The organism is Bacillus sp. ISL-4, assembly GCF_018613275.1.
In the GTDB taxonomy this organism is placed as follows: domain Bacteria; phylum Bacillota; class Bacilli; order Bacillales; family DSM-1321; genus Peribacillus; species Peribacillus simplex_E.
Map to the genome: position 1 here is coordinate 178,978 of NZ_JAGGQN010000003.1, position 19,207 is coordinate 198,184.

At 38.7% G+C, this 19,207-nt stretch carries 19 protein-coding genes and 1 pseudogene; 2 read left to right on the forward strand and 18 right to left on the reverse strand.

Annotated features, from left to right (window positions below):
- Window positions 1–139 precede the first annotated feature (139 nt).
- The 12 genes and pseudogenes from J7J00_RS02595 to J7J00_RS02650 form a co-directional block, all read right to left on the reverse strand.
- A pseudogene (locus tag J7J00_RS02595) lies at window positions 140–1,127 on the reverse strand (helix-turn-helix domain-containing protein).
- A 280-nt stretch (window positions 1,128–1,407) separates the two neighbouring features.
- A complete protein-coding gene (locus J7J00_RS02600) occupies window positions 1,408–1,992 on the reverse strand; it encodes a YpmS family protein (RefSeq protein WP_214787196.1) in 585 nt (194 codons plus the stop codon).
- Complete coding sequence (locus J7J00_RS02605) at window positions 1,989–2,831, reverse strand: SGNH/GDSL hydrolase family protein (protein ID WP_214787198.1); 843 nt, start codon at window positions 2,829–2,831, stop codon at window positions 1,989–1,991. The genes J7J00_RS02600 and J7J00_RS02605 overlap by 4 nt, the downstream gene beginning before the upstream one ends.
- A gap of 294 nt (window positions 2,832–3,125) precedes the next feature.
- On the reverse strand, window positions 3,126–3,716 hold the full coding sequence (locus J7J00_RS02610) for an SCO family protein (RefSeq protein WP_214787200.1): 591 nt from the start codon (window positions 3,714–3,716) through the stop codon (window positions 3,126–3,128).
- 153 nt (window positions 3,717–3,869) lie between these two features.
- Entirely contained in the window at window positions 3,870–4,712 is an 843-nt protein-coding gene (locus J7J00_RS02615; RefSeq protein WP_214787202.1) for a DegV family protein, read from the reverse strand.
- Between the two features lie 225 nt (window positions 4,713–4,937).
- Window positions 4,938–5,201, reverse strand: coding sequence for a DUF2535 family protein (locus J7J00_RS02620; protein ID WP_309487124.1), 264 nt, complete (start codon window positions 5,199–5,201; stop codon window positions 4,938–4,940).
- 136 nt (window positions 5,202–5,337) lie between these two features.
- On the reverse strand, window positions 5,338–6,084 hold the full coding sequence (tatC, locus tag J7J00_RS02625; protein ID WP_214787209.1) for a twin-arginine translocase subunit TatC: 747 nt from the start codon (window positions 6,082–6,084) through the stop codon (window positions 5,338–5,340).
- Window positions 6,085–6,169: 85 nt separating this feature from the next.
- The gene (gene tatA / locus J7J00_RS02630; protein ID WP_034307557.1) at window positions 6,170–6,361 is read right to left on the reverse strand and encodes a twin-arginine translocase TatA/TatE family subunit; all 192 of its coding nucleotides are present in this window, start codon (window positions 6,359–6,361) and stop codon (window positions 6,170–6,172) included.
- A 193-nt stretch (window positions 6,362–6,554) separates the two neighbouring features.
- Window positions 6,555–7,823, reverse strand: a complete 1,269-nt coding sequence (gene ilvA, locus J7J00_RS02635) for a threonine ammonia-lyase IlvA (protein ID WP_214787211.1) — start codon at window positions 7,821–7,823, stop codon at window positions 6,555–6,557.
- A gap of 152 nt (window positions 7,824–7,975) precedes the next feature.
- Window positions 7,976–8,461, reverse strand: a complete 486-nt coding sequence (locus tag J7J00_RS02640; protein WP_214787213.1) for a dihydrofolate reductase — start codon at window positions 8,459–8,461, stop codon at window positions 7,976–7,978.
- The gene (locus J7J00_RS02645; RefSeq protein ID WP_214787215.1) at window positions 8,458–9,252 is read right to left on the reverse strand and encodes a thymidylate synthase; all 795 of its coding nucleotides are present in this window, start codon (window positions 9,250–9,252) and stop codon (window positions 8,458–8,460) included. The genes J7J00_RS02640 and J7J00_RS02645 overlap by 4 nt, the downstream gene beginning before the upstream one ends.
- Before the next feature lie 57 nt (window positions 9,253–9,309).
- The gene (locus J7J00_RS02650) at window positions 9,310–10,020 is read right to left on the reverse strand and encodes an anthrax toxin lethal factor-related metalloendopeptidase (RefSeq protein ID WP_214787217.1); all 711 of its coding nucleotides are present in this window, start codon (window positions 10,018–10,020) and stop codon (window positions 9,310–9,312) included.
- Between the two features lie 223 nt (window positions 10,021–10,243).
- On the opposite strand from J7J00_RS02650, the gene J7J00_RS02655 reads away from it, so the two are divergent.
- Window positions 10,244–10,486, forward strand: a complete 243-nt coding sequence (locus tag J7J00_RS02655; protein ID WP_076365996.1) for a hypothetical protein — start codon at window positions 10,244–10,246, stop codon at window positions 10,484–10,486.
- 301 nt (window positions 10,487–10,787) lie between these two features.
- Here the strand turns inward: J7J00_RS02655 and J7J00_RS02660 are convergent, their stop codons facing one another.
- Entirely contained in the window at window positions 10,788–11,558 is a 771-nt protein-coding gene (locus tag J7J00_RS02660) for a TerC family protein (RefSeq protein WP_214787219.1), read from the reverse strand.
- Window positions 11,559–11,758: 200 nt separating this feature from the next.
- Window positions 11,759–12,376 carry a YpjP family protein gene (locus J7J00_RS02665; protein WP_214787221.1) on the reverse strand — a complete coding sequence of 206 codons (618 nt, stop codon included), beginning with the start codon at window positions 12,374–12,376 and terminating at the stop codon, window positions 11,759–11,761.
- A 436-nt stretch (window positions 12,377–12,812) separates the two neighbouring features.
- Here J7J00_RS02665 and ggt point away from each other — a divergent pair, with 436 nt between their 5' ends.
- The gene (gene ggt, locus J7J00_RS02670; RefSeq protein WP_286201148.1) at window positions 12,813–14,501 is read left to right on the forward strand and encodes a gamma-glutamyltransferase; all 1,689 of its coding nucleotides are present in this window, start codon (window positions 12,813–12,815) and stop codon (window positions 14,499–14,501) included.
- On the opposite strand, the gene J7J00_RS02675 is transcribed toward ggt, so the two are convergent.
- From J7J00_RS02675 to J7J00_RS02690, 4 genes are all read right to left on the reverse strand, one after another.
- Window positions 14,489–15,280: a class I SAM-dependent methyltransferase gene (locus J7J00_RS02675; RefSeq protein WP_214787225.1), complete on the reverse strand. Its 792-nt coding sequence runs from the start codon at window positions 15,278–15,280 to the stop codon at window positions 14,489–14,491. The two genes, ggt and J7J00_RS02675, sit on opposite strands and share 13 nt — an antisense overlap.
- Before the next feature lie 67 nt (window positions 15,281–15,347).
- Window positions 15,348–15,785: a BrxA/BrxB family bacilliredoxin gene (locus tag J7J00_RS02680; RefSeq protein ID WP_214787227.1), complete on the reverse strand. Its 438-nt coding sequence runs from the start codon at window positions 15,783–15,785 to the stop codon at window positions 15,348–15,350.
- Between the two features lie 170 nt (window positions 15,786–15,955).
- Window positions 15,956–17,641, reverse strand: a complete 1,686-nt coding sequence (gene ilvD, locus J7J00_RS02685; RefSeq protein WP_185150912.1) for a dihydroxy-acid dehydratase — start codon at window positions 17,639–17,641, stop codon at window positions 15,956–15,958.
- 333 nt (window positions 17,642–17,974) lie between these two features.
- Window positions 17,975–19,111: a conserved virulence factor C family protein gene (locus tag J7J00_RS02690; RefSeq protein WP_214787229.1), complete on the reverse strand. Its 1,137-nt coding sequence runs from the start codon at window positions 19,109–19,111 to the stop codon at window positions 17,975–17,977.
- Window positions 19,112–19,207: the final 96 nt, after the last annotated feature.

Sequence of the window (19,207 nt, forward strand, 5' to 3'; positions counted from 1 at the left end):
CCTTTTTTCTTAATTCACCAAATGCATAACGTTTAAAAATAAGAATAAAAAACATTAGTATGGAAATAGTAAGGTAACTCACCATTTGTTTACATCCAACTTTTGGCATTGTAATCTATTTTCAAAGAGAGAGGGCTGTTTATTTAATTTTACTAATAAGTTTTTTATACTGTAAATCACCATATCCTATTGTTGGGAAGTGGATAAATAGCCTGTTAATCAATTGTGATTCAGGCAGGCTTTTATTTTTAGAAATATAATTTGTTACTGGATTATCTTCTTTTAACATTTCTAAATATATGTCTATTGCCTGATACATTACTGGTAATACTTCAATTGATGTTTTTTTATGATTTAATAATACTTCTTCATATACAGTTAAATAGTTGCCTAATCTAAGTTTAGTTTGCCTTACTTTAAATTCATTCTCTCTAAAACTGTTCAAGAACACTCTGCCGCTATAATCGGCCTGTTCAAGGTAAGCAAGGATTGTAAGAAGGTTCATTTGGCAAAACATATCTTCACCAAACCACAAAACGATGCATTCATAATCTTTGTAAAATAGATTATTTAATGGATTAATTACCTTGTCGATATAATTTTCAACTAATTCATGGTGTCCTATTGCTCTTGTTTTAATGAATTCCTCATTAAAAATATTCTTGGTCGTTGTATTTACACACATAGCTTGGCCATTCAATATATTGAGTACATATTTGTCAAACAACTCTCTTTGTTTGTTTTGTATTTGATCAACCCCGATTTTTCTCGAAAAATCCATTCTGCACCACCCTTTATTTTTATGAATAGTGAGCTTATTGAATGATTGAACCGGCATCCTGTTAAGTTGAAATTCTCTTGGACTAATGCCAAAGACAGTTTTAAACGCCCGACTATATGCTTCTTTCGATGAATAATCATAATCAAAAGCAATATCAATTATTCTCTTACCACTTTCTAAAACATTTGTAGATAAGTAAAGCCTTCTTAGAAGCATATAGCGCCTAATTTTTATGCCTGTCATTTGGTGGTATAAACGAACAATAATAAGGCGAGTATCTCAGATCATTGGCAAGTCCATCTAAAGAAAATTTATATTTTATATGGTTTTCAATCCAATCAATCATAATTTATATAATTCACCTCTAATGGAAATTATAAGTGGGATCGATTTCATTTATTTGATATTTCCTGTGATTTAATTAAATTATAAAAGTCTGTGCTTATCCCTTACTTTATCTCAGAAATTGATAAGAAATCTAGATAATAATCAAGGTTTTGGGTTTTTATCAACCAGAGGGGGCGTAAAAAAAGAACCGCGCATTTTAGACATATCTAAAATGCGTGGTCCTTTTATCATCAACTATTTAATACATCTAACCTGGTCTTTTATCCATTTATTCGCTATCACTGTAAAGATGATGGGATGGTCAATAAAAATGAAATGTCATCATTTTTAAGGTCGAATTCTTTCGCCTTCACCCTAATATCACTTTTCAGTTCCATATCCTGTAATGACACATAAATACTTTCGTCATTGGGACTGATGCTAACCCAATCCGGCATATTATAACGCTCATTTATTAAATTCATTACATATGAAACAGGAAGGTTCATTTTTCCGACTGCAATTGATTTTTGCTTTAAGATCAAATCCCCATTTTTTTGGGCAATTGGTTCAAAAGTCAATTTCATTTCCACTTCACGGTTGAAAAATGGCATCGTTCCATATAACTCGACCTCATCCGTCAAATACACTTCGTAGTGAATGGATCCCGTCAACCCCTCCTTATCCAGATATTGGTTGATTAATCTTGTCAAATCTTCCCGATTCGTGTGAACTTGAAATTGGATATCTTCTTCATGGCTTACTTTGGGTATCAGCTCTTTATCTTTAGTCGGCAGATTAACTAAAATCGTTACAAACAGGATGACCAGGATGTTTAGGGCTAATAGGGAAATAAACAAAGTCTTCCATTTGACATTTGTCATTCTTGGTCATCATCTCCTTTGGCACTCGCTTCCAATGTATCGTTTCCGATAGTGGTAATATCCATATCATTATAGATTCTTTTCGCGATTAATTCATATCCGCGATCATTTGGGTGAAAATAATCCTCGGCATACAGCAAATCTTCTTCGGAATTCTCGAAAATGTCTGCTATATCAATAAAATAGGCTGAATCATATTCTTCGATAATCTCTTTCCCGCTTTCATTCCAATCATTCATGATCATATCAAGTTCATCAAAATCTGCGAACCATTTGGAAAATGGATTATAGACGCCCACAAGATAAATTTGCGCATGATCATTTTCGGAACGAACCTTATCAAGTATCTGCCTTAATCTTTTTTCATACCCTATTTTTGCCGAATCAAACTGATTCAGTTCCAAGTCCGAAAAATTCTGCTTAAAGACCTTCATGATATCATTTCCACCGATTGTGACGACAATCGAATCAGCTTGCTTTATGTCTTCTTTAATCCTAGCTTTATCCAGTCTTTTCAATAGTTGGTCGGTCCTATTTCCACGTATGCCATGATTAATCATCTCAACGGAAGTAATCGATGGTTCTTTTTCCAGCTTATTTTGTAAATAAGGCAGATACCCGCCATTATCTTTACTATCACCGACACCTTGAGTCAAGGAATCGCCGATCGATACGATTTTCACAGGGTCCGGAAAAAAGCTGGCAGGAATGGTTTCCTTTTTACTCAGCTCAACTATGCTTTTCTGCTGAACAGATGGCTGATTTGAGGCTGGTTCACTTTGGCCGCAGCCTGAGATCCAAACTAGGCATATGAAAAGACAGGTGATTCTGTACCTCATGACCCTCACCTTCCTACCCATATATTATATCATGCGGAAAACGAATGATTGCAAACAATATACCTTCATTTTCATTGTACTTTTAGCTTGAGCCTTCCTTACTATACAATATGAAAAATGCAGTGAATTAAAGCTAGTCCTATAAAAATTAGCATGTACTGAGCATGCAAAATCATTCTTCACTTCCGCTGTTTCTTCAAAAACAAATTGCCTTATTTTCAACATCGTTAAAGCCCTAATGAAATCATTATTAAATGATGGATGAAAACAGAAAGAACAGGTCATTTAACCTGTTCAATAATTCTGTAAAATTTTAATATGCTTAATGATTTCATCAAAGGGAATATCTTGCAGACCTGTATAATCCATGATGATCTTTCCTTCTTGATCAATTAGAAAAAAGCTGGTCCCATGAATCACCTGATCTTCTGCTTCAGGTTTTTTGACGATCGTTTTAAAGTTATCCAATGCAAACTGCTCGATTTCTTCCTGACCATAACCGGTCAGAAAGTGCCAATTGCCGTAATCCACATTAAATTGGTCGCTATACCTTTTTAAAACATCAGGTTTGTCAATTTCCGGGTCCACGGAAAATGAAACGAACTCAACATCCGTAATACCTTCATCCTTCAATTGCTGCTGCAGCTTCGTCATATTCGAAGTCATGGGGAGACAGACAGTCTCGCAGCTTGTGAATATAAAATCCGCTACCCAAACCTTTCCTTTAAGATCGCTTTTTGAGAAAGGTTTACCCTCCTGATCAATGTAACTGAAATCTTCAATATCCCAATTTTTGGAACCGGGTACACCATTGGAACCGCATGCTGTCAACAGCAAAACAATTGATGCTCCCATAGCTGCCATAAGCAAATGCAGCTTTCTCATCCCTACCCCGCCCTTTATGTATAAAATATTCTGTTACTTCATATATTCTAACAGACCAATCGTAATGAGAACAGCAACTATTTCTACGAATTAAAGACAATTGTAAAAGTGACAATACCTCCGCCATATGCAGTTTCATATGGTGCATCCATATCAGTCCCAATAATACATGATTGCCATGGCGCCTTCACCTGTATGGGTACTGACAACGGCCGTTGTTGCTTCTATCTTTATGTCTTGATATCCTGTTAAGTCTGCAATGGCCTTGCGGACCTTATCCGCTATTTCAAGACCATTCGCATGTACAAAACCAATGCCTCTAATTTTTTTTCCTTGTGTATCTTCTTTGAATTTCTTGATGATGAACTTCACGACCTGAGACTGGCTCCTGGCTTTGGATACAGGATTCAGTACACCATCATCCAGAAGTGCAATCGGCTTTATGTGTAGCAATGAACCGATAAAAGCAGAAACTTTGCCAATCCTTCCACCCTTAACGAGGTTATCAAGTGTTTCTATGACAATGATTAAACTTGACTGCTTTTTAATATGTTCCAATCGTTCAATTATCTCAGCTACGGATTTCCCTTCCTTCGCCATCTTCGCTGCCTCGATCACCTGGAATGACATCGCTTTTGAAATGAATTTCGAGTCAAGAACGGTAACCTTCGCTTCAGACATACTAGCTGCGCTTTCCGCTGAGCGAACTGTGCCGCTCATGCCACCAGTCATATGTATGGAAATAATCTCGCTGCCGTCCTTTCCGAGTTCATCATATACCTCCACAAAGGTACCTACGGCTGGTTGTGAGCTTTTTGGCAATTCTTTTGACTGGTTCATCCTTTGCAGGAATTCTTCTTGTTCGATTTCAACCTTATCCAAAAAAGTCTCCCCATCTATAAAGATTGATAAAGGGACCATTGTTATATCATAAAAGTTCAGTTCCTCTGGTGTCATATCTACTGTCGAATCTGTTACTATCTTTACTTTATTCATCATTACACATCCCTAAATTTACATATCTATTGTATTATACCTATTCAAGGTACGCATTCAAACCAAAGGTCTTCTTTTTCAAGTGAAGTGATACTTTTCTTTTGAAATGTATACACAAAAAAAGACCGTTCCATGAGCTAACCTGAACACATGCCGATTCATTCGATATTGCATGGCATTGTGTCATCTCTTTGAACGGAGAAGTTAGCTATGGAATAGTCCACATTAAGCATTATTGAGTAAACTTCCAAAAAAAAGCTTGTTATAAACGGGCCATTTGAGTACCGATGCTAAATAATGCTTAAATGAGTAATTTTCTTTATGATCTTTATTGGCAAAAACCTTCTTAACAAAAACTTCCAAACGCACGGTCAACATAAAAAAATTCGGGTCACTAGGCAGTAAGACAGGTATTTCTGAAATTATGACCTTATGTCCAAAACAATCTTTGAATTCCAAGCATTTGAACATCAAAATATCAATCCTCATTTTTAACCGATTGCTTACATTATACACAATAAATCCAAAAGTATAAATATTCAAATGTGTAAAAAAACAGATAAATCAGATTGACATTCATAAAAAAAAAGACCCATAAGGGCAAAATGCCATTATGGGCTTCTTCTTATAAACCTTCCTCATAGGTGTCTTCCCGCAAGCTTTCACGTTTCACCCTTCGTTTATAGACGACTTTTGATAACGAAATACTGATTTCGTATAATAACAGCAATGGAACCATCACCATAAAGTCTGACATAAAGTCAGGCGGCGTAATCGATATCGCTATGACAACCAGTACAAAGTATGCATACTTCCTTAACTTTTGAAGCACATAAGGATTTATTATGCCAAGGGAAGTCAAAAACATGGTAACGACAGGAAGCTCGAATAAAACAGCAAAAGGTATCGTCATATTAAATACGAATGAAAAGTACTTATCCGCTGTAAAACTGGTTATGAACATCCCATCTCCCAGTTCAATCAAAAATTGAAGAATGGTCGGGAAGATGACAAAATAACCGAAAGCAAGCCCTCCGATAAAAAGCAGGAAAAGTGCTGGAATATAGGCAAGGGTCGCCCTTACTTCATTTGGCATCAAAGCGGGTTTGATGAATAACCAGATTTGCAGAGCAATTACAGGTATGGTTGCCGCAATGGCTACGACACCTGAAAGCATAAAGTAAATCCAGATAATATCACTCGGTCCCAATACCATCAGGTCAAAATCGAGATCTTTCACGAACCAATTATAAATCTCCTCAACATAAATAAAACTGGCGATAAAAAAGATCAAAAAAGCAACAGCAGTAATGATGAGCCGTTTTCTCAATTCATCGAGATGATCGATGATATTTAATTCTTTATCTTCCAAAGTTGATCACGCCTTCATCTGAAAATCTGTATCTTTGTTCCAGCATAAAGGCGCAAGACGATTGCATCTTACGCCCAGCATTCAATCATTCATGATTTTTTTGTTGTAGCTTCTTATCTTCTTCATAATCACCTTTTGTTAAATCACTCGTGGACTTTTTAAACTCACGAAGTGTTTGTCCAAAAGCACGTCCGATTTCTGGAAGTTTCTTCGGACCAAAGATAATTAAAGCCAATATTAAGATGAGAATTAGACCAGGTACTCCAATGTTCGACATGGATACATCCCCTTTGGTGTTGTAATTAGACCTACTCCGATTATAATACCATTTCCAACCAATAGAAAGGGAACTGGCAATTCGTCATAGAATGGTAACAATTATCGACAGTATACCCATAAACGACTGGCCGGCAGAATTAAATGTAAAAACATAGGTATTATTCTATCCTAATTTAACATTTAATCCATGATTAAATCAATAAGTGAAATAAATTACTGTCTTTATTGACCTCTACGAAAGAGAATCCTTTCTTGTTCATCCTCTGAATGAGCCCTTCATAATCATTTTTATCTTTTAATTCTACACCAACCAGGGCCGGTCCGCTTTCTTTATTATTTTTCTTCGTATACTCAAAACGGCTTATATCGTCATTCGGTCCTAACACCTCATCAAGGAATTCCCTTAATGCTCCAGCACGTTGTGGAAAATTCACGATAAAATAATAAAGCAGCCCTTCATATAATAAGGATTTCTCCTTAATTTCCTGCATACGCCCAATGTCGTTATTCCCTCCGCTGACCATGCATACAACCGTTTTGCCTTTGATTTGTTCTTTGTATAAATCCAACGCGGCTACAGATATAGCCCCTGCAGGTTCAGCGACAATCGCATGCTGATTATATAAATCGAGAATCGTCGTGCAGATTTGGCCCGAAGGTACGACAACGATATCTTCCAGGTTTTCCTTACAAAGCTGAAATGTCAACTGTCCCACACACTTGACAGCTGCCCCGTCAACGAATGTATCTATGTTTTCAAGTTCAGAAACTTTTCCTTCCTTGAAGGAGTATTCCATCGAAGCAGCACCTTGCGGCTCAACGCCAATACATTTCGTATTTGGAGAAACCGATTTGAAATAACTCGATACTCCGGCCATTAAACCGCCACCGCCCATAGCGGCAAATACATAGTCGATTTCATCTTCACAATCATTCAGGATTTCTACAGCCGTTGTACCCTGCCCGGCGATTACCTTTTCATCGTCAAATGGATGGATAAACGAACGCTCTTCTTTTTCACAGCATTCCATCGCCATGGCAAATGCATCATCGAAAGTATCCCCGACAAGGATGATTTCCACATTATCCCTTCCGAATAACTGCACTTGATCGACTTTTTGCCTTGGAGTTGTAGCAGGCATATATATTTTCCCATGGATACCTAATTGGCTGCAGGAAAAAGCTACTCCTTGTGCATGGTTTCCTGCACTGGCACAAACGACTCCATTCTTCGTCTCTTCCTCGGTCAGGCTTTTCATTTTATAGTAAGCCCCTCTTAATTTAAAGGAACGTACGTGTTGTAGGTCCTCGCGTTTTAAATAAACATTACAATCATATTTTTCAGAGAGCCTCTGATTTTTTTGTAAAGGAGTATGCAAAACGATTTCTTTCAGTTCTCTATAGGCAATTAGAATATCTTCCAATTGAATCCCCCTATTCTTAGATGCAGTCTGATTCATAACAATCCCTCATTTCCTTCCCTTAATGAATTCAATCATTATAGCACTTTACTGTTATTAATGTAATTGATTTTTCTAAAAATTCTCGCTTTTGTTCGTTCCATACCAAAAAAATCCGATTATGGTCATTTTCCCATAATCGGATTAACACTTTATTTTTTTTGTAGAATAATAAAATCATGTGCAAAACGATTTTTTTCATCGATGCTGCCTGGGCTTGAGGAGATTTTATCCCATTGATTTTCATCAATCACGGGAAAGAAAGTATCACCTTCAAAGGTTTCATGAATTTCCGTTATATACAGGCGATCGGTAACAGGCAGGATTTCCTTGAAGATTTCGGCTCCGCCAATCACGAAAACTTCCTCATCACGGCTATCTGCAAACGTTTTGATTTGTTCGATATCATGTAAAACTACGCAGCCTTCCGCTTTAAAACCCTGATTGCGGGTAACGATGACATTTTCCCGGCCAGGCAGGACCCTGCCGATCGATTCAAATGTTTTTCGGCCCATGATGATCGGATGGCCCATCGTCACTTTTTTAAAATACTGCAAATCTGCCGGTAAATGCCATGGCAGTTCATTGTTTTTACCTATCACACGATTTTGATCCATAGCCACTATCAACGATATCATATGCTAACCTCACCTTTAATATGGGGATGGGCTTCGTAATTTTCCAAAACGAAGTCCTCGAAGCTAAAATCAAAGATATTTTTTACATCTGGATTGATTTTCATGATTGGCAATGGTTTGGGATCACGGGTCAACTGCAGTTCCACTTGTTCAAGGTGGTTAGAGTAGATGTGGACATCCCCGAAAGTATGTACAAATTCGCCAACTTCCAAATCACACACCTGGGCGATCATCATCGTTAAAAGCGCATACGAAGCTATATTAAAAGGAACACCTAAAAAGACGTCCGCTGAACGTTGGTATAGCTGGCATGAAAGCTTTCCATCAGCGACATAGAATTGAAAGAAAGCATGGCAAGGCGGCAGGGCCATTTCGTCCAGTTCCCCAACATTCCAAGCACTGACTATCAATCTTCTTGAATTTGGATTCGTTTTTATTTGTTCGATCAATTCACTGATTTGGTCGATTTGCCTTCCATCGGGCGTTCCCCAAGAACGCCATTGATGACCATAAATCGGACCTAATTCTCCATTTTCATCAGCCCATTCATTCCAAATCCGCACGCTATTTTCCTGAAGGTAGCCAACGTTTGTATCACCCTTCAAAAACCATAATAATTCATGGATAATCGCTTTTAAACTAACTTTTTTCGTTGTAAGTACAGGGAATCCATCTTTTAAATTGAATCTCATTTGATATCCAAAGGTGCTGATCGTTCCCGTTCCCGTACGATCACCTTTTTGCGTTCCATTTTCGAGTACATGCTTACATAAATCTAAATATTGCTTCATGATAAACCACCTTTTCTACTTTCATTCTCCTTATTTTAACGTATTATTGCCCAATGTTTAATCTAATTGTTTAATAAAATTATAAGTCTCGGGCGCTTTTTGTCTAAGCAATTGATTTTGTTCATTGTTCACATAAAACATGGCAAACGTTTCTGCAAAGTATTCCTCAGGGTAATTGGAAAAATACGTCTGGCCAGGAAACAGCCCATCCACTTCCTTACCCCAAATCTTCAAATATTCCATGTCTTCACGGATTCCATCAAACACTATATTATCAATTGAATGCCCCAGCTCATGCAGTTCCAAATTAACGGAGCCATGTCCATTGCCTTTGTCACTTGCTCCGATTTTAACCAATACCGTATGTGATCCGCCCATACCAGGCACATCATCCCAAGTTGTTTCTTTATTCAAATAACCACGCGGAGTTTTCCCCTTTAATTTGGCCGCGGATTGATTTTCTGTTATATCACCATCAAATAGTTTGATTCTCACACCACTTTCAGCAGTTTTCACCAAAAGGGAATGAGGCAGTTTATTAATGGTTCCAGCAATTTTGAGTGCTTCCCTTTGATCGAACTCCTCTTCCGGAAATAAAAATATCCTTTGTAATTCTTTATTCCCCTTAAAAAGTTCAGCTTGCCTTAAAAGATTATCTTTGTTTAAATTGCGCCATTTTACCGATTCATCCTTCGCTAACGTATAGGAGAGCAAGGAGAGTAAAAAGACAAATAATGCAAGTATGGATAACCATTTCTTCCTTTTCACACTCTTCTCCCCTTTCTTCATTTCTCATTATCGTTAAGAAAATATAAGTAATTTAAAATCTCTAAACCTTACATACTATTATATTAGTATAACATATTGACCTAGTGTTAAAAATCTATGTTTTTTTGGCATTTTCGGTTGCACATTCATTCGGAGAAGAACAATTGATCCAGTCTTTTCATATATCAACAATATATAATCGTAAAAGGTTTAAGGTGATCGCATGGAAACCAACAATAAAAAAGCCATTTTGGATGAGCACCGTGAACTTGCTGAAGAAGTCCTTGATATCTACAGTTTAAAAGTGTTCATCATTCTCGACCTTTTTCTATTCTCCATTTTCTTTGGCATACTGCTGCATCCGCTAATGTCTTCTCTTTGGCTTAACTTTTTATTGCCTTTGCTTTTCTTCACTACATTTACCGGCCTTCTTCAATTACTTGATATTTTCCTAAAAAAAAGCTGACATCATTTTGATGTCAGCTTTAGACTGTAGACGAATTCAAAAAAAGTCATTTTACCTACAATTTTTTCAAATAGAATTTCCAGTTGATTTCAGAAATCCGCGGGTCTTGTCTAGCCAGCAATTCGGCAGGAGTGTCGCAAATTTCTTCAATCTATTGAGGGTTTCATCCGTATAATCATGTAAAAAACATGTAGGATAATCAAATGTTCTTTTAAAATCATGTTTGGGATGAGATCATTCCGAACCTCTTTTGGCGACAAAAAGCTGACATCATTTTTGATGTCAGCTTTTTTTATTGTGCTCAACCATGTTCCTTGAGCTTTTTACTTTTCTTCAAATGAAATACAATCGTGGTGCCGAAAATCAGCAAAATAAAGGCAAAAAAGATCGCAGACGGGATTTCAATCCCTGCAACGGCCATTAGCATTTTTATAGCAATGAATCCGATAAGGACATATGCGGCAGTTTCCAATTCAGGAACCTTATCTATCAATTTTAGAAATAACCCCGCCACTCCCCGCATCATCAAGACACCAATCATACCGCCTGTCAAAAGGACCCAGACTTTTTCACTTACCCCGAATGCGGCCAAGACACTATCGACGGAAAATGCTATATCCATCAATTCCACTGCCGCGACCGTTCCCCATAATGTACCAAACATACGGATCAGTATGCTGTTTTTACTCATTCCCTGGATATCTTCTTCGATCCCATCTTGTTTCTTTCTTTTATTCCTAAAGTATTTAAATGAGAGCCAGCCAAGGTAAGCGGCTCCAATCACCTTCACCCACCAAAGCTTAATGAGGAAAACACCGATTCCTATCGCAATGAATCTAAAAGCGTAAGCACCTAATAAACCATAAAAAAGAGCTTTTTTCCGTTGTTTTTCAGGAAGGTGCCTGACCATTACAGCTAATACCAGAGCGTTATCAGCTGATAGTAATCCTTCCATTAACACGAGCGTTCCAATTAATCCCCAGCTCACCGGGTCGGATAAAACCTCCACCCACATATGCCAGTCAAAAAATTGAGCATACGTTTGCATGATGTTATTTAACAACTCTGACATGATAAAGACTCCTCTGCTACTATGACAGCAAAATTAGAAAACCTTTTAAAATAACATTGTTCCCCGTTATGATAAAAACTCTACTTTTATTTAAACACAAAATAAATACGTTGCATGACAACGTATCATTTGATGCTTATTAGAAAATCATTTACATTTCATCTTACTCTTACATTAAATAAAATCAACGAAACCAACCACTATGCGAGCCTTTGTTTACTCGTCCACTCTGGCGGCGTATTTTTATCCCAATATATTTTCCCGATATTATAATGGGTGGCAAATGAATCATGATGGGTATGATAGTGAAAATTGAACCAATAGCCTTCCAGTGGAGGATTTTCCTGCCTGACATGGAATCTGATGATATCCTTCCCGCTGATTGAATCATAAATATGAAATATCTTCTCGGCCCTGCCTGCACTCGGCTGCTCAGTGATGGTTAATTGCTGTAATTTTTCATCTGGAAATTGTGCAGCCATTTCTGTAATAGCTTCTTCCATTTTTGGTAATATGGCCATTTTGAACTCATCGCCAATTTTAGGATTGATTTTTTCTCCAAATTTCATAAATGCGTTTTCCTCTGCCTTATTCAGAATGTCCGATAAAAATTCTTCCCGGTTGAATTCTTCCTCAAGTTCAGTTGAATTCTGCGAAGGAAGATAGGCTAATCCCTCTTCTTCCACTAATCCCTTTTTAGTATCCTTTAACGAATCGGCTTCCGCTAGCCACGCCAGATCTGAAGGAGTGACAAGACCAAACGTCAAAACGGATACTAAAATGACGAGACTTTTCCTGAACCAAACCGCTACTTTCAACTCACACTCCCCCTCTTTTTTTGTATTGTCTTTATATTTAGTATACTTTTATTTTTTGGTAATTACGAATATATAGTTACCCATGTTTTGAAAATCAAAAAAAAGGATAAATACCTATATAAACTTTATGAACCAGAACTTTTTTATTAAATATCAACAATTTTACATTTTAATGAAGGATTTTGACGATTATTGGAGAAATTAATTAGATTCAAGTCTTTTTAAGGAGGGGTCTTATATGGCTTCGACTGCCATGGTGGCTTTATGTCTTGTAACATTAGCATTTTTCGTATATTTATCATTTGCTGATTAAGAATAAATGAATCCCTACGAAAAATCTCCTTGTCATTTTTCTACAATGACAAGGTTTTCTTTTCACTCAAACATAAGCCTAACCTTTTGGCAGATAAAAGGACTGAATAATGGAGGAATCATTTTGGAAAACAACAATGAAATCATTAAAGATAAGGATTACAAAAGGGAAACAGATAAAGGGAACGCCGGAATGGTCGTTACAGCTCATCCCGTAGCCACTTCCATTGGGGAAAAAATATTACGTGAAGGTGGAAATGCTGTCGATGCGGCGGTTGCCATCCAATTTGCCCTAAATATTGTGGAACCCATGATGACTGGTATTGGAGGAAGTGGTTTCCTTATGGTATATAACGCAAAAGATAAGGAAACGAAAATATACGATGGCCATGTAAGGGCACCTAAAGCCGCTCATCGAGACATGTTTCTTGATGATGAAGGGGAGGTCATCCCATTTAAAGAAAGATCAATAAAAGCTACAGCCGTTGGCATCCCCGGAATACTGAAAGCTATGGATGAAGCACTCAACGAACATGGAAGCAAGCCATTAGCGGACCTCATCGAGCCATCCATTGAATTTGCAGAAAAAGGAGTTCCCGTCAATTGGGTTCTTTGCGATGCTCTTAAAAATTTTGAATATCGATTGGGTGATGAAGCGCGTAAGTTCTTCATGCCAAATGGAAAAGCGTATCAAGATGGCGATCTGCTCATAAAAGAAAAACTGGCGAATACCTATCGGATATTACAACGTGAAGGCATTTCCGCTTTTTATGAAGGTGAAATCGGAGAGGGCATCATTTCCTGCATACAGGAACTTGGAGGGTTCATGGAGCTTTCTGATTTAAAGGAATATAAAGCTACAATCGATGTACCCTTGTATGGGACTTATAAGGATTATCTAATTGCATCATCAAATGCACCAAGCGCTGGCGGATTCACGGTCATCCAAATCCTGAAAATATTGGAGAGCTTCCATATAGAACAATATGATGTCCGTTCTTGGGAAAAATATTATTTAATAGCAGAAGCGATGCGACTGGCATTTACAGATAAAAAGGCATTTCTCGCTGATCCTGAATTTGCCGAATTGCCATTGGCGGGTCTCATGCATGATGAGTATATAGCTAAACGCCGCTCATTCATTAATTTCAAAACAAGAAATAATGCCATTGACTTCGGAAACCCTTGGATTTATGATTCCGTGAAACAAAGGGAAGTCATTCCGCAGCCTAATGAAGAAGATATCAGTGAAACGACACACTTCACTGTCCGTGACAGATGGGGTAATATCGCAGCATGCACTTCTACAGTGGAACATCCATTCGGATCAGGGATCATGGTTTCCGATTATGGTTTCATGCTGAATAACGAACTGACTGATTTCGATTCCATTCCAGGCGGCATGAATGAAGTACAGCCCAATAAACGCCCCGTCAGCTGTAAAAGCCCGACCATCATCTTTAAAGACGGCGAGCCGATCTTGACGTTAGGTTCACCTGGTGGACCGACCATCATCAGTTCAGTCGTACAAACGATCATTAATGTACTCGATTTAAAAATGGATTTGAAAGCAGCCATCGAGGAACCTAGAATTTTCACTCCAATGGGCCCTCATATTGAATGGGAGCCTGGAATGGATATGACTAGCAAAGGCCACTTGGAAGCGATGGGCTTCGCCTTTAATGAAGTTCCCCACTCTATAGGGAATGTCCAAGCGATTCAAATCAACCCTGATGGCTCGAACTATGGTGCTGCCGATTCAAGCCGAGAAGGCTGTGCAATGGGTCTGGACGAAACAGATTATAAATCGTGATCACTGGATTGAATGAAGCCAAAATGGAATTTGGATGTTTTTCTCTTTATTACCTCAAATCCAAATTCCTCAAAGCGGGAGCTGCGAAAATGGTCTTTCAACACGACTCTCTTGCGTGCAACCCGCTTGGCTTCATTCATTATTTCCACAGATAAATCCTTACCTACCGCAAAATGAGTCAGTCCCCTGATTCCATTCGATTCCTGAATCGTTTCTTCAAACATGGGATCGAAATATACGACATCAAAATGATTATCCGGCAATGCTTTCAAAATTTCGTAATGATCACCGTACATGACCTCTACTCTTCGCATCGCAGAAATCATCTTTTCTTCTGCATCCTCCCATGTCTTCATCCCATGGTCCACGAGTAATGCCAAATATTGATTTCCTTCCAATGCGACAACCTGTCCATGTTCGCCCACTGCGAAACTTGCGACTATCGCATCCGAGCCCAAACCCATGGTACAATCAAGCACAGCGTTCCCTTCATTTATATCTCCGGCAATGAGAAATGGGTCACTCTCTCCGCGCATTATTCTTTTTATACGGATCATCGCTAGGTTCGGGTGAAAAAAGAATGGTTCTTTTTCCTGGTATCGATATAACTCCATCCGCTTTTTACCGAAAACAAGGCAATCATCTTCATTCTGTTCCGCTTGGATATCTCTGACCGATCTTTTTCTTCTGGCTATAAAGGGGATTTGTAATTCTTCAGCTAAACTTTTGGCTAATATCATCGTTTCTTTATCGGCTCTTCCTACTGTTGTGACAAACATGTACCCTACCCCTTCATACTCTCTAAAATTTGAAAAGAATGCCCTGTTTCCAGGGCATTCCGCTTCATCACTTATTTACTTGACTGAACGCTGCCAATAAATTTTCCATGATAGCTTCCATTGGCTGTCCTTCTATATCATGGCGTGGAATGAAATGTACAACATCTTTTCCCTTTAAAAGAGCCATGGATGGTGAAGAAGGTTCTATTCCATCGAAATATTCCCGCATTTTAGCTGTCGCGTCCTTATCTTGGCCGGCAAATACAGTTACCAAATGATCTGGCTTTTTGTCTGCTTGAAGTACAGCTTGAGTAGCAGCTGGACGGGCTAACCCGGCAGCACAGCCGCAAACTGAATTCACGACCACAAGTGTCGTACCTTCTACCGATTCCATAAAGCTTTCAACCGCTTCAGCGGATTCCAACTCATCAAAACCTGCTTGCACCAGTTCCGCGCGCATTGGTTTCACCATTTGTTTCATATATTCATCATATGCCATCGACATAAAAAAACCTCCTTGGTTACAATTCTTCAATTAGTATAATCATACTATATTTTTGAGCGCATATGCAAAAATGACGCTTAAAGCTTTGTAAAATTTCATTGTTCTTCACAAAAAAACATGGTGACAGAATCCACTTTCATTCTGCCCCCATGTTTTAATCTTCCTTTTAACTAAACTTTCATCACGCCGCCTGAGCTGGCATTCGTCACAAGTTTGGAATAACGTGCTAAATAGCCTGTCCTGACTTTTGACTCGAAGCCTTTCCAATTGGCTTTGCGTTTTTCGAATTCTTCATCGGAAATTTCCAATTCGATTTTACGATTATTCAAATCCAATTCGATGATATCTCCATCTTCAACAAAGGCAATCGGGCCTCCCTCAGCTGCTTCAGGGGATATATGACCAATGCTGATGCCTCGAGATGCGCCTGAAAAGCGGCCATCAGTGATCAAACCGACTTTAGCTCCAAGTCCCCTCCCGACGATTTGGGAAGTGGGTGCCAACATTTCCGGCATACCCGGTCCTCCTTTAGGTCCTTCGTAACGAATGACCACTACATTCCCCTCTTTTACTTTTCCAGTAATGATTCCTGAAAGTGCATCTTCCTGGGAATCGAAACAAATGGCAGGACCCCTGTGGTAGCCACCAACTGATTCGTCAACCGCCCCTACTTTTACGATGGAGCCTTGAGGAGCAAGGTTACCAAATAATACAGCAAGCCCACCACGCTCAGAATGCGGATTATCTAACGGATGGATAACATCCTTGTCCAATATTTCACAACCGGCAACATTTTCGCGGAGCGTTTTACCTGAGACAGAAAGGCAGTCCCCATTAAAGGCACCTGGTTTTTTGAGTAACTCATTAATGACGGCACTTACACCACCGGCATTATGTACATCTTCAATATGATAATCGGATGCCGGTGCGATTTTCGCTAGATGCGGTACTCGGTTAGCTATTTCATTTATGCGTTCCATTGGATATTCAAAACCTGCTTCATGTGCCAATGCAAGTGTATGAAGAACGGTGTTGGTCGAACCGCCCATCGCCATATCCAATGCAAATGCATTATCAATTGCATCAATCGTTACGATATCACGAGGCTTGATATCCTGTTTGATTATCTCCATCAACTGTTTAGCGGATTTCTTAACGAATTCCTTACGTTCTTCGGCTACCGCCAAAATCGTTCCATTTCCTGGAAGCGCAAGTCCTAAGCCTTCTGCCAGGCAGTTCATGGAGTTTGCCGTGAACATTCCTGAACAAGAACCGCAAGTAGGGCAGGCAACTTGCTCGATTTCCTGCAAATCTTCTTCATTGATATTACCTGCTTGATAAGCGCCCACACCTTCAAAAACGGATGTTAATGAAAGGGATTTACCGTTTTTGTCTTTACCTGCCTTCATGGGTCCGCCACTTACAAATATTGTTGGAATATTGACACGAAGTGCTGCCATCATCATTCCCGGCGTTATCTTGTCACAGTTCGGAATGCAAACCATACCGTCAAACCAATGTGCTGATACAACAGTTTCCACGGAATCCGCGATGATTTCACGACTTGGCAAAGAATAGCGCATACCAATATGACCCATTGCAATTCCATCGTCTACCCCAATCGTATTAAATTCGAAAGGAACACCGCCAGCTTCGCGAATCGCTTCCTTCACTATTTTTCCGAATTCCTGAAGGTGGACATGACCTGGAACGATATCGATGTAAGAATTACAAACCGCGATGAACGGTTTACCGAAATCTTCTTCTTTAACCCCTGCTGCCCGCAACAGACTTCTATGTGGAGCTCGATCGACCCCTTTTGTAATCATGTCACTTCTCATATTTGATGTAGACATTTGTTGTACCCCCAATTTCCACTAAATGTTTAATGATTCAATATAATATAATTTTTAGTATACTCTAAAAATTCTAACATATTTACATACAAATGCAACCATTCAACACAAAATATCTACAAAAATCATTTTACTAAAATAATAGAGATCAAATTTATATCATAAAAACTTCTGTATATCGAAAAATTAGCCATTTTGAATGTTTTGGATTGCAAACGAATGTCAAATGACTTGAAGATCCGCTTCAAGAATAAAAAGGCATACGGATTAAATCATCCGCATGCCTTTTGCCTGTAACCATTTTAGATTCCATTAAGTTATTCCCATTAAATCTCACTTGTCATTCGCTTGTCTTGATTCTGTCATCTGCTTCCAAACCGAACCTTTTGCTTCTTCCCCATTTTCTATACGGTCAATGGCCATCTTGACCTGCAGGGCCACTTCGAATTCAGGGTCCTGTTCCGCTTGCTTAAGATAAGGGAGGGTCCTTTCATTTCCCACTTCATATAAAAACATCGCCGCCCTCCATCTAACCAATTTATTTTTATCCGAAAGTGATTGAGACATTTCTCCCATCGCTTCTTCAAAGCCAAGATCGGATAAACAATCCCCAGCCGTACGTCTTACGGCCGCACTTTTATCTTTCAATGCTTTATACAAGCTCGGAAGCACTTTTCTATCTTCGATCATACCCAAGTATACTACCGCGAGCCTTCGAATGGAGACCTTATTATCGGAGAGTGCCATGTCCAATACGGGTATATCATCAACCGTTGGATCTTCCATTTGTTCTAAAGCCTGATAACGCTTTTCCCAGCTTTCGTCATTCAGCATTTCTGCAGTCAGTTTAATTTTTGGTCGTTTCAAAATTGCTTCCTTCGTATCCACCATTTCTTTTGCAGCGGCTACCAGTCGATTAATTCGTTCTTCCGGGTAAGCTGCAATCAACTCATCGGACACTTCCTTCACGATATCTTCCATATCACCATATCTTACGCCATAATCCTTCCATTTTCGAAGCAGTACTACATTGTCATCTTCTTTTTGAGCAGCGGAAATGCCCTTTATGAAATAATCCGGTAAGGCAAAACGTTTTTCGTGTTGGCTATCACTTGCTTTAATTTGCATCGGAATGCCCTTGAATTGTTGAATGGCAACAGTTACTTCACCGTAATGTTCATTTAATGCCGTTTGTTGATTTTGTTCTTCGGTTTTTTCCCCGAAAACTTGACGGATTTGGACCAAGATATCTTTCCAATCATATTTTGCATTTCGCTCAACGGCTAAGAAGTCCGCAACATGATATACCCCTTTCACTCCCTCGATCGTAAATAAATCTCTAATCAGCTGGGGTGCTTGGTCAGCTTGATCTTTCTTATAATTATTGCTTTTACCAGCTAATAGCTCTTCAGTTAAATTGATTTTCATTGTATTCGGACTTGGTGTAGGTTCTATCGACTTAATTTTCAATGCATTTCTCTCCTTTAACAAGACGTTTCCATGTACTAGATATTATCACATCGGCAACAGATTCTCATGCAATTGAGATTGGCTAAAAAAAGACCG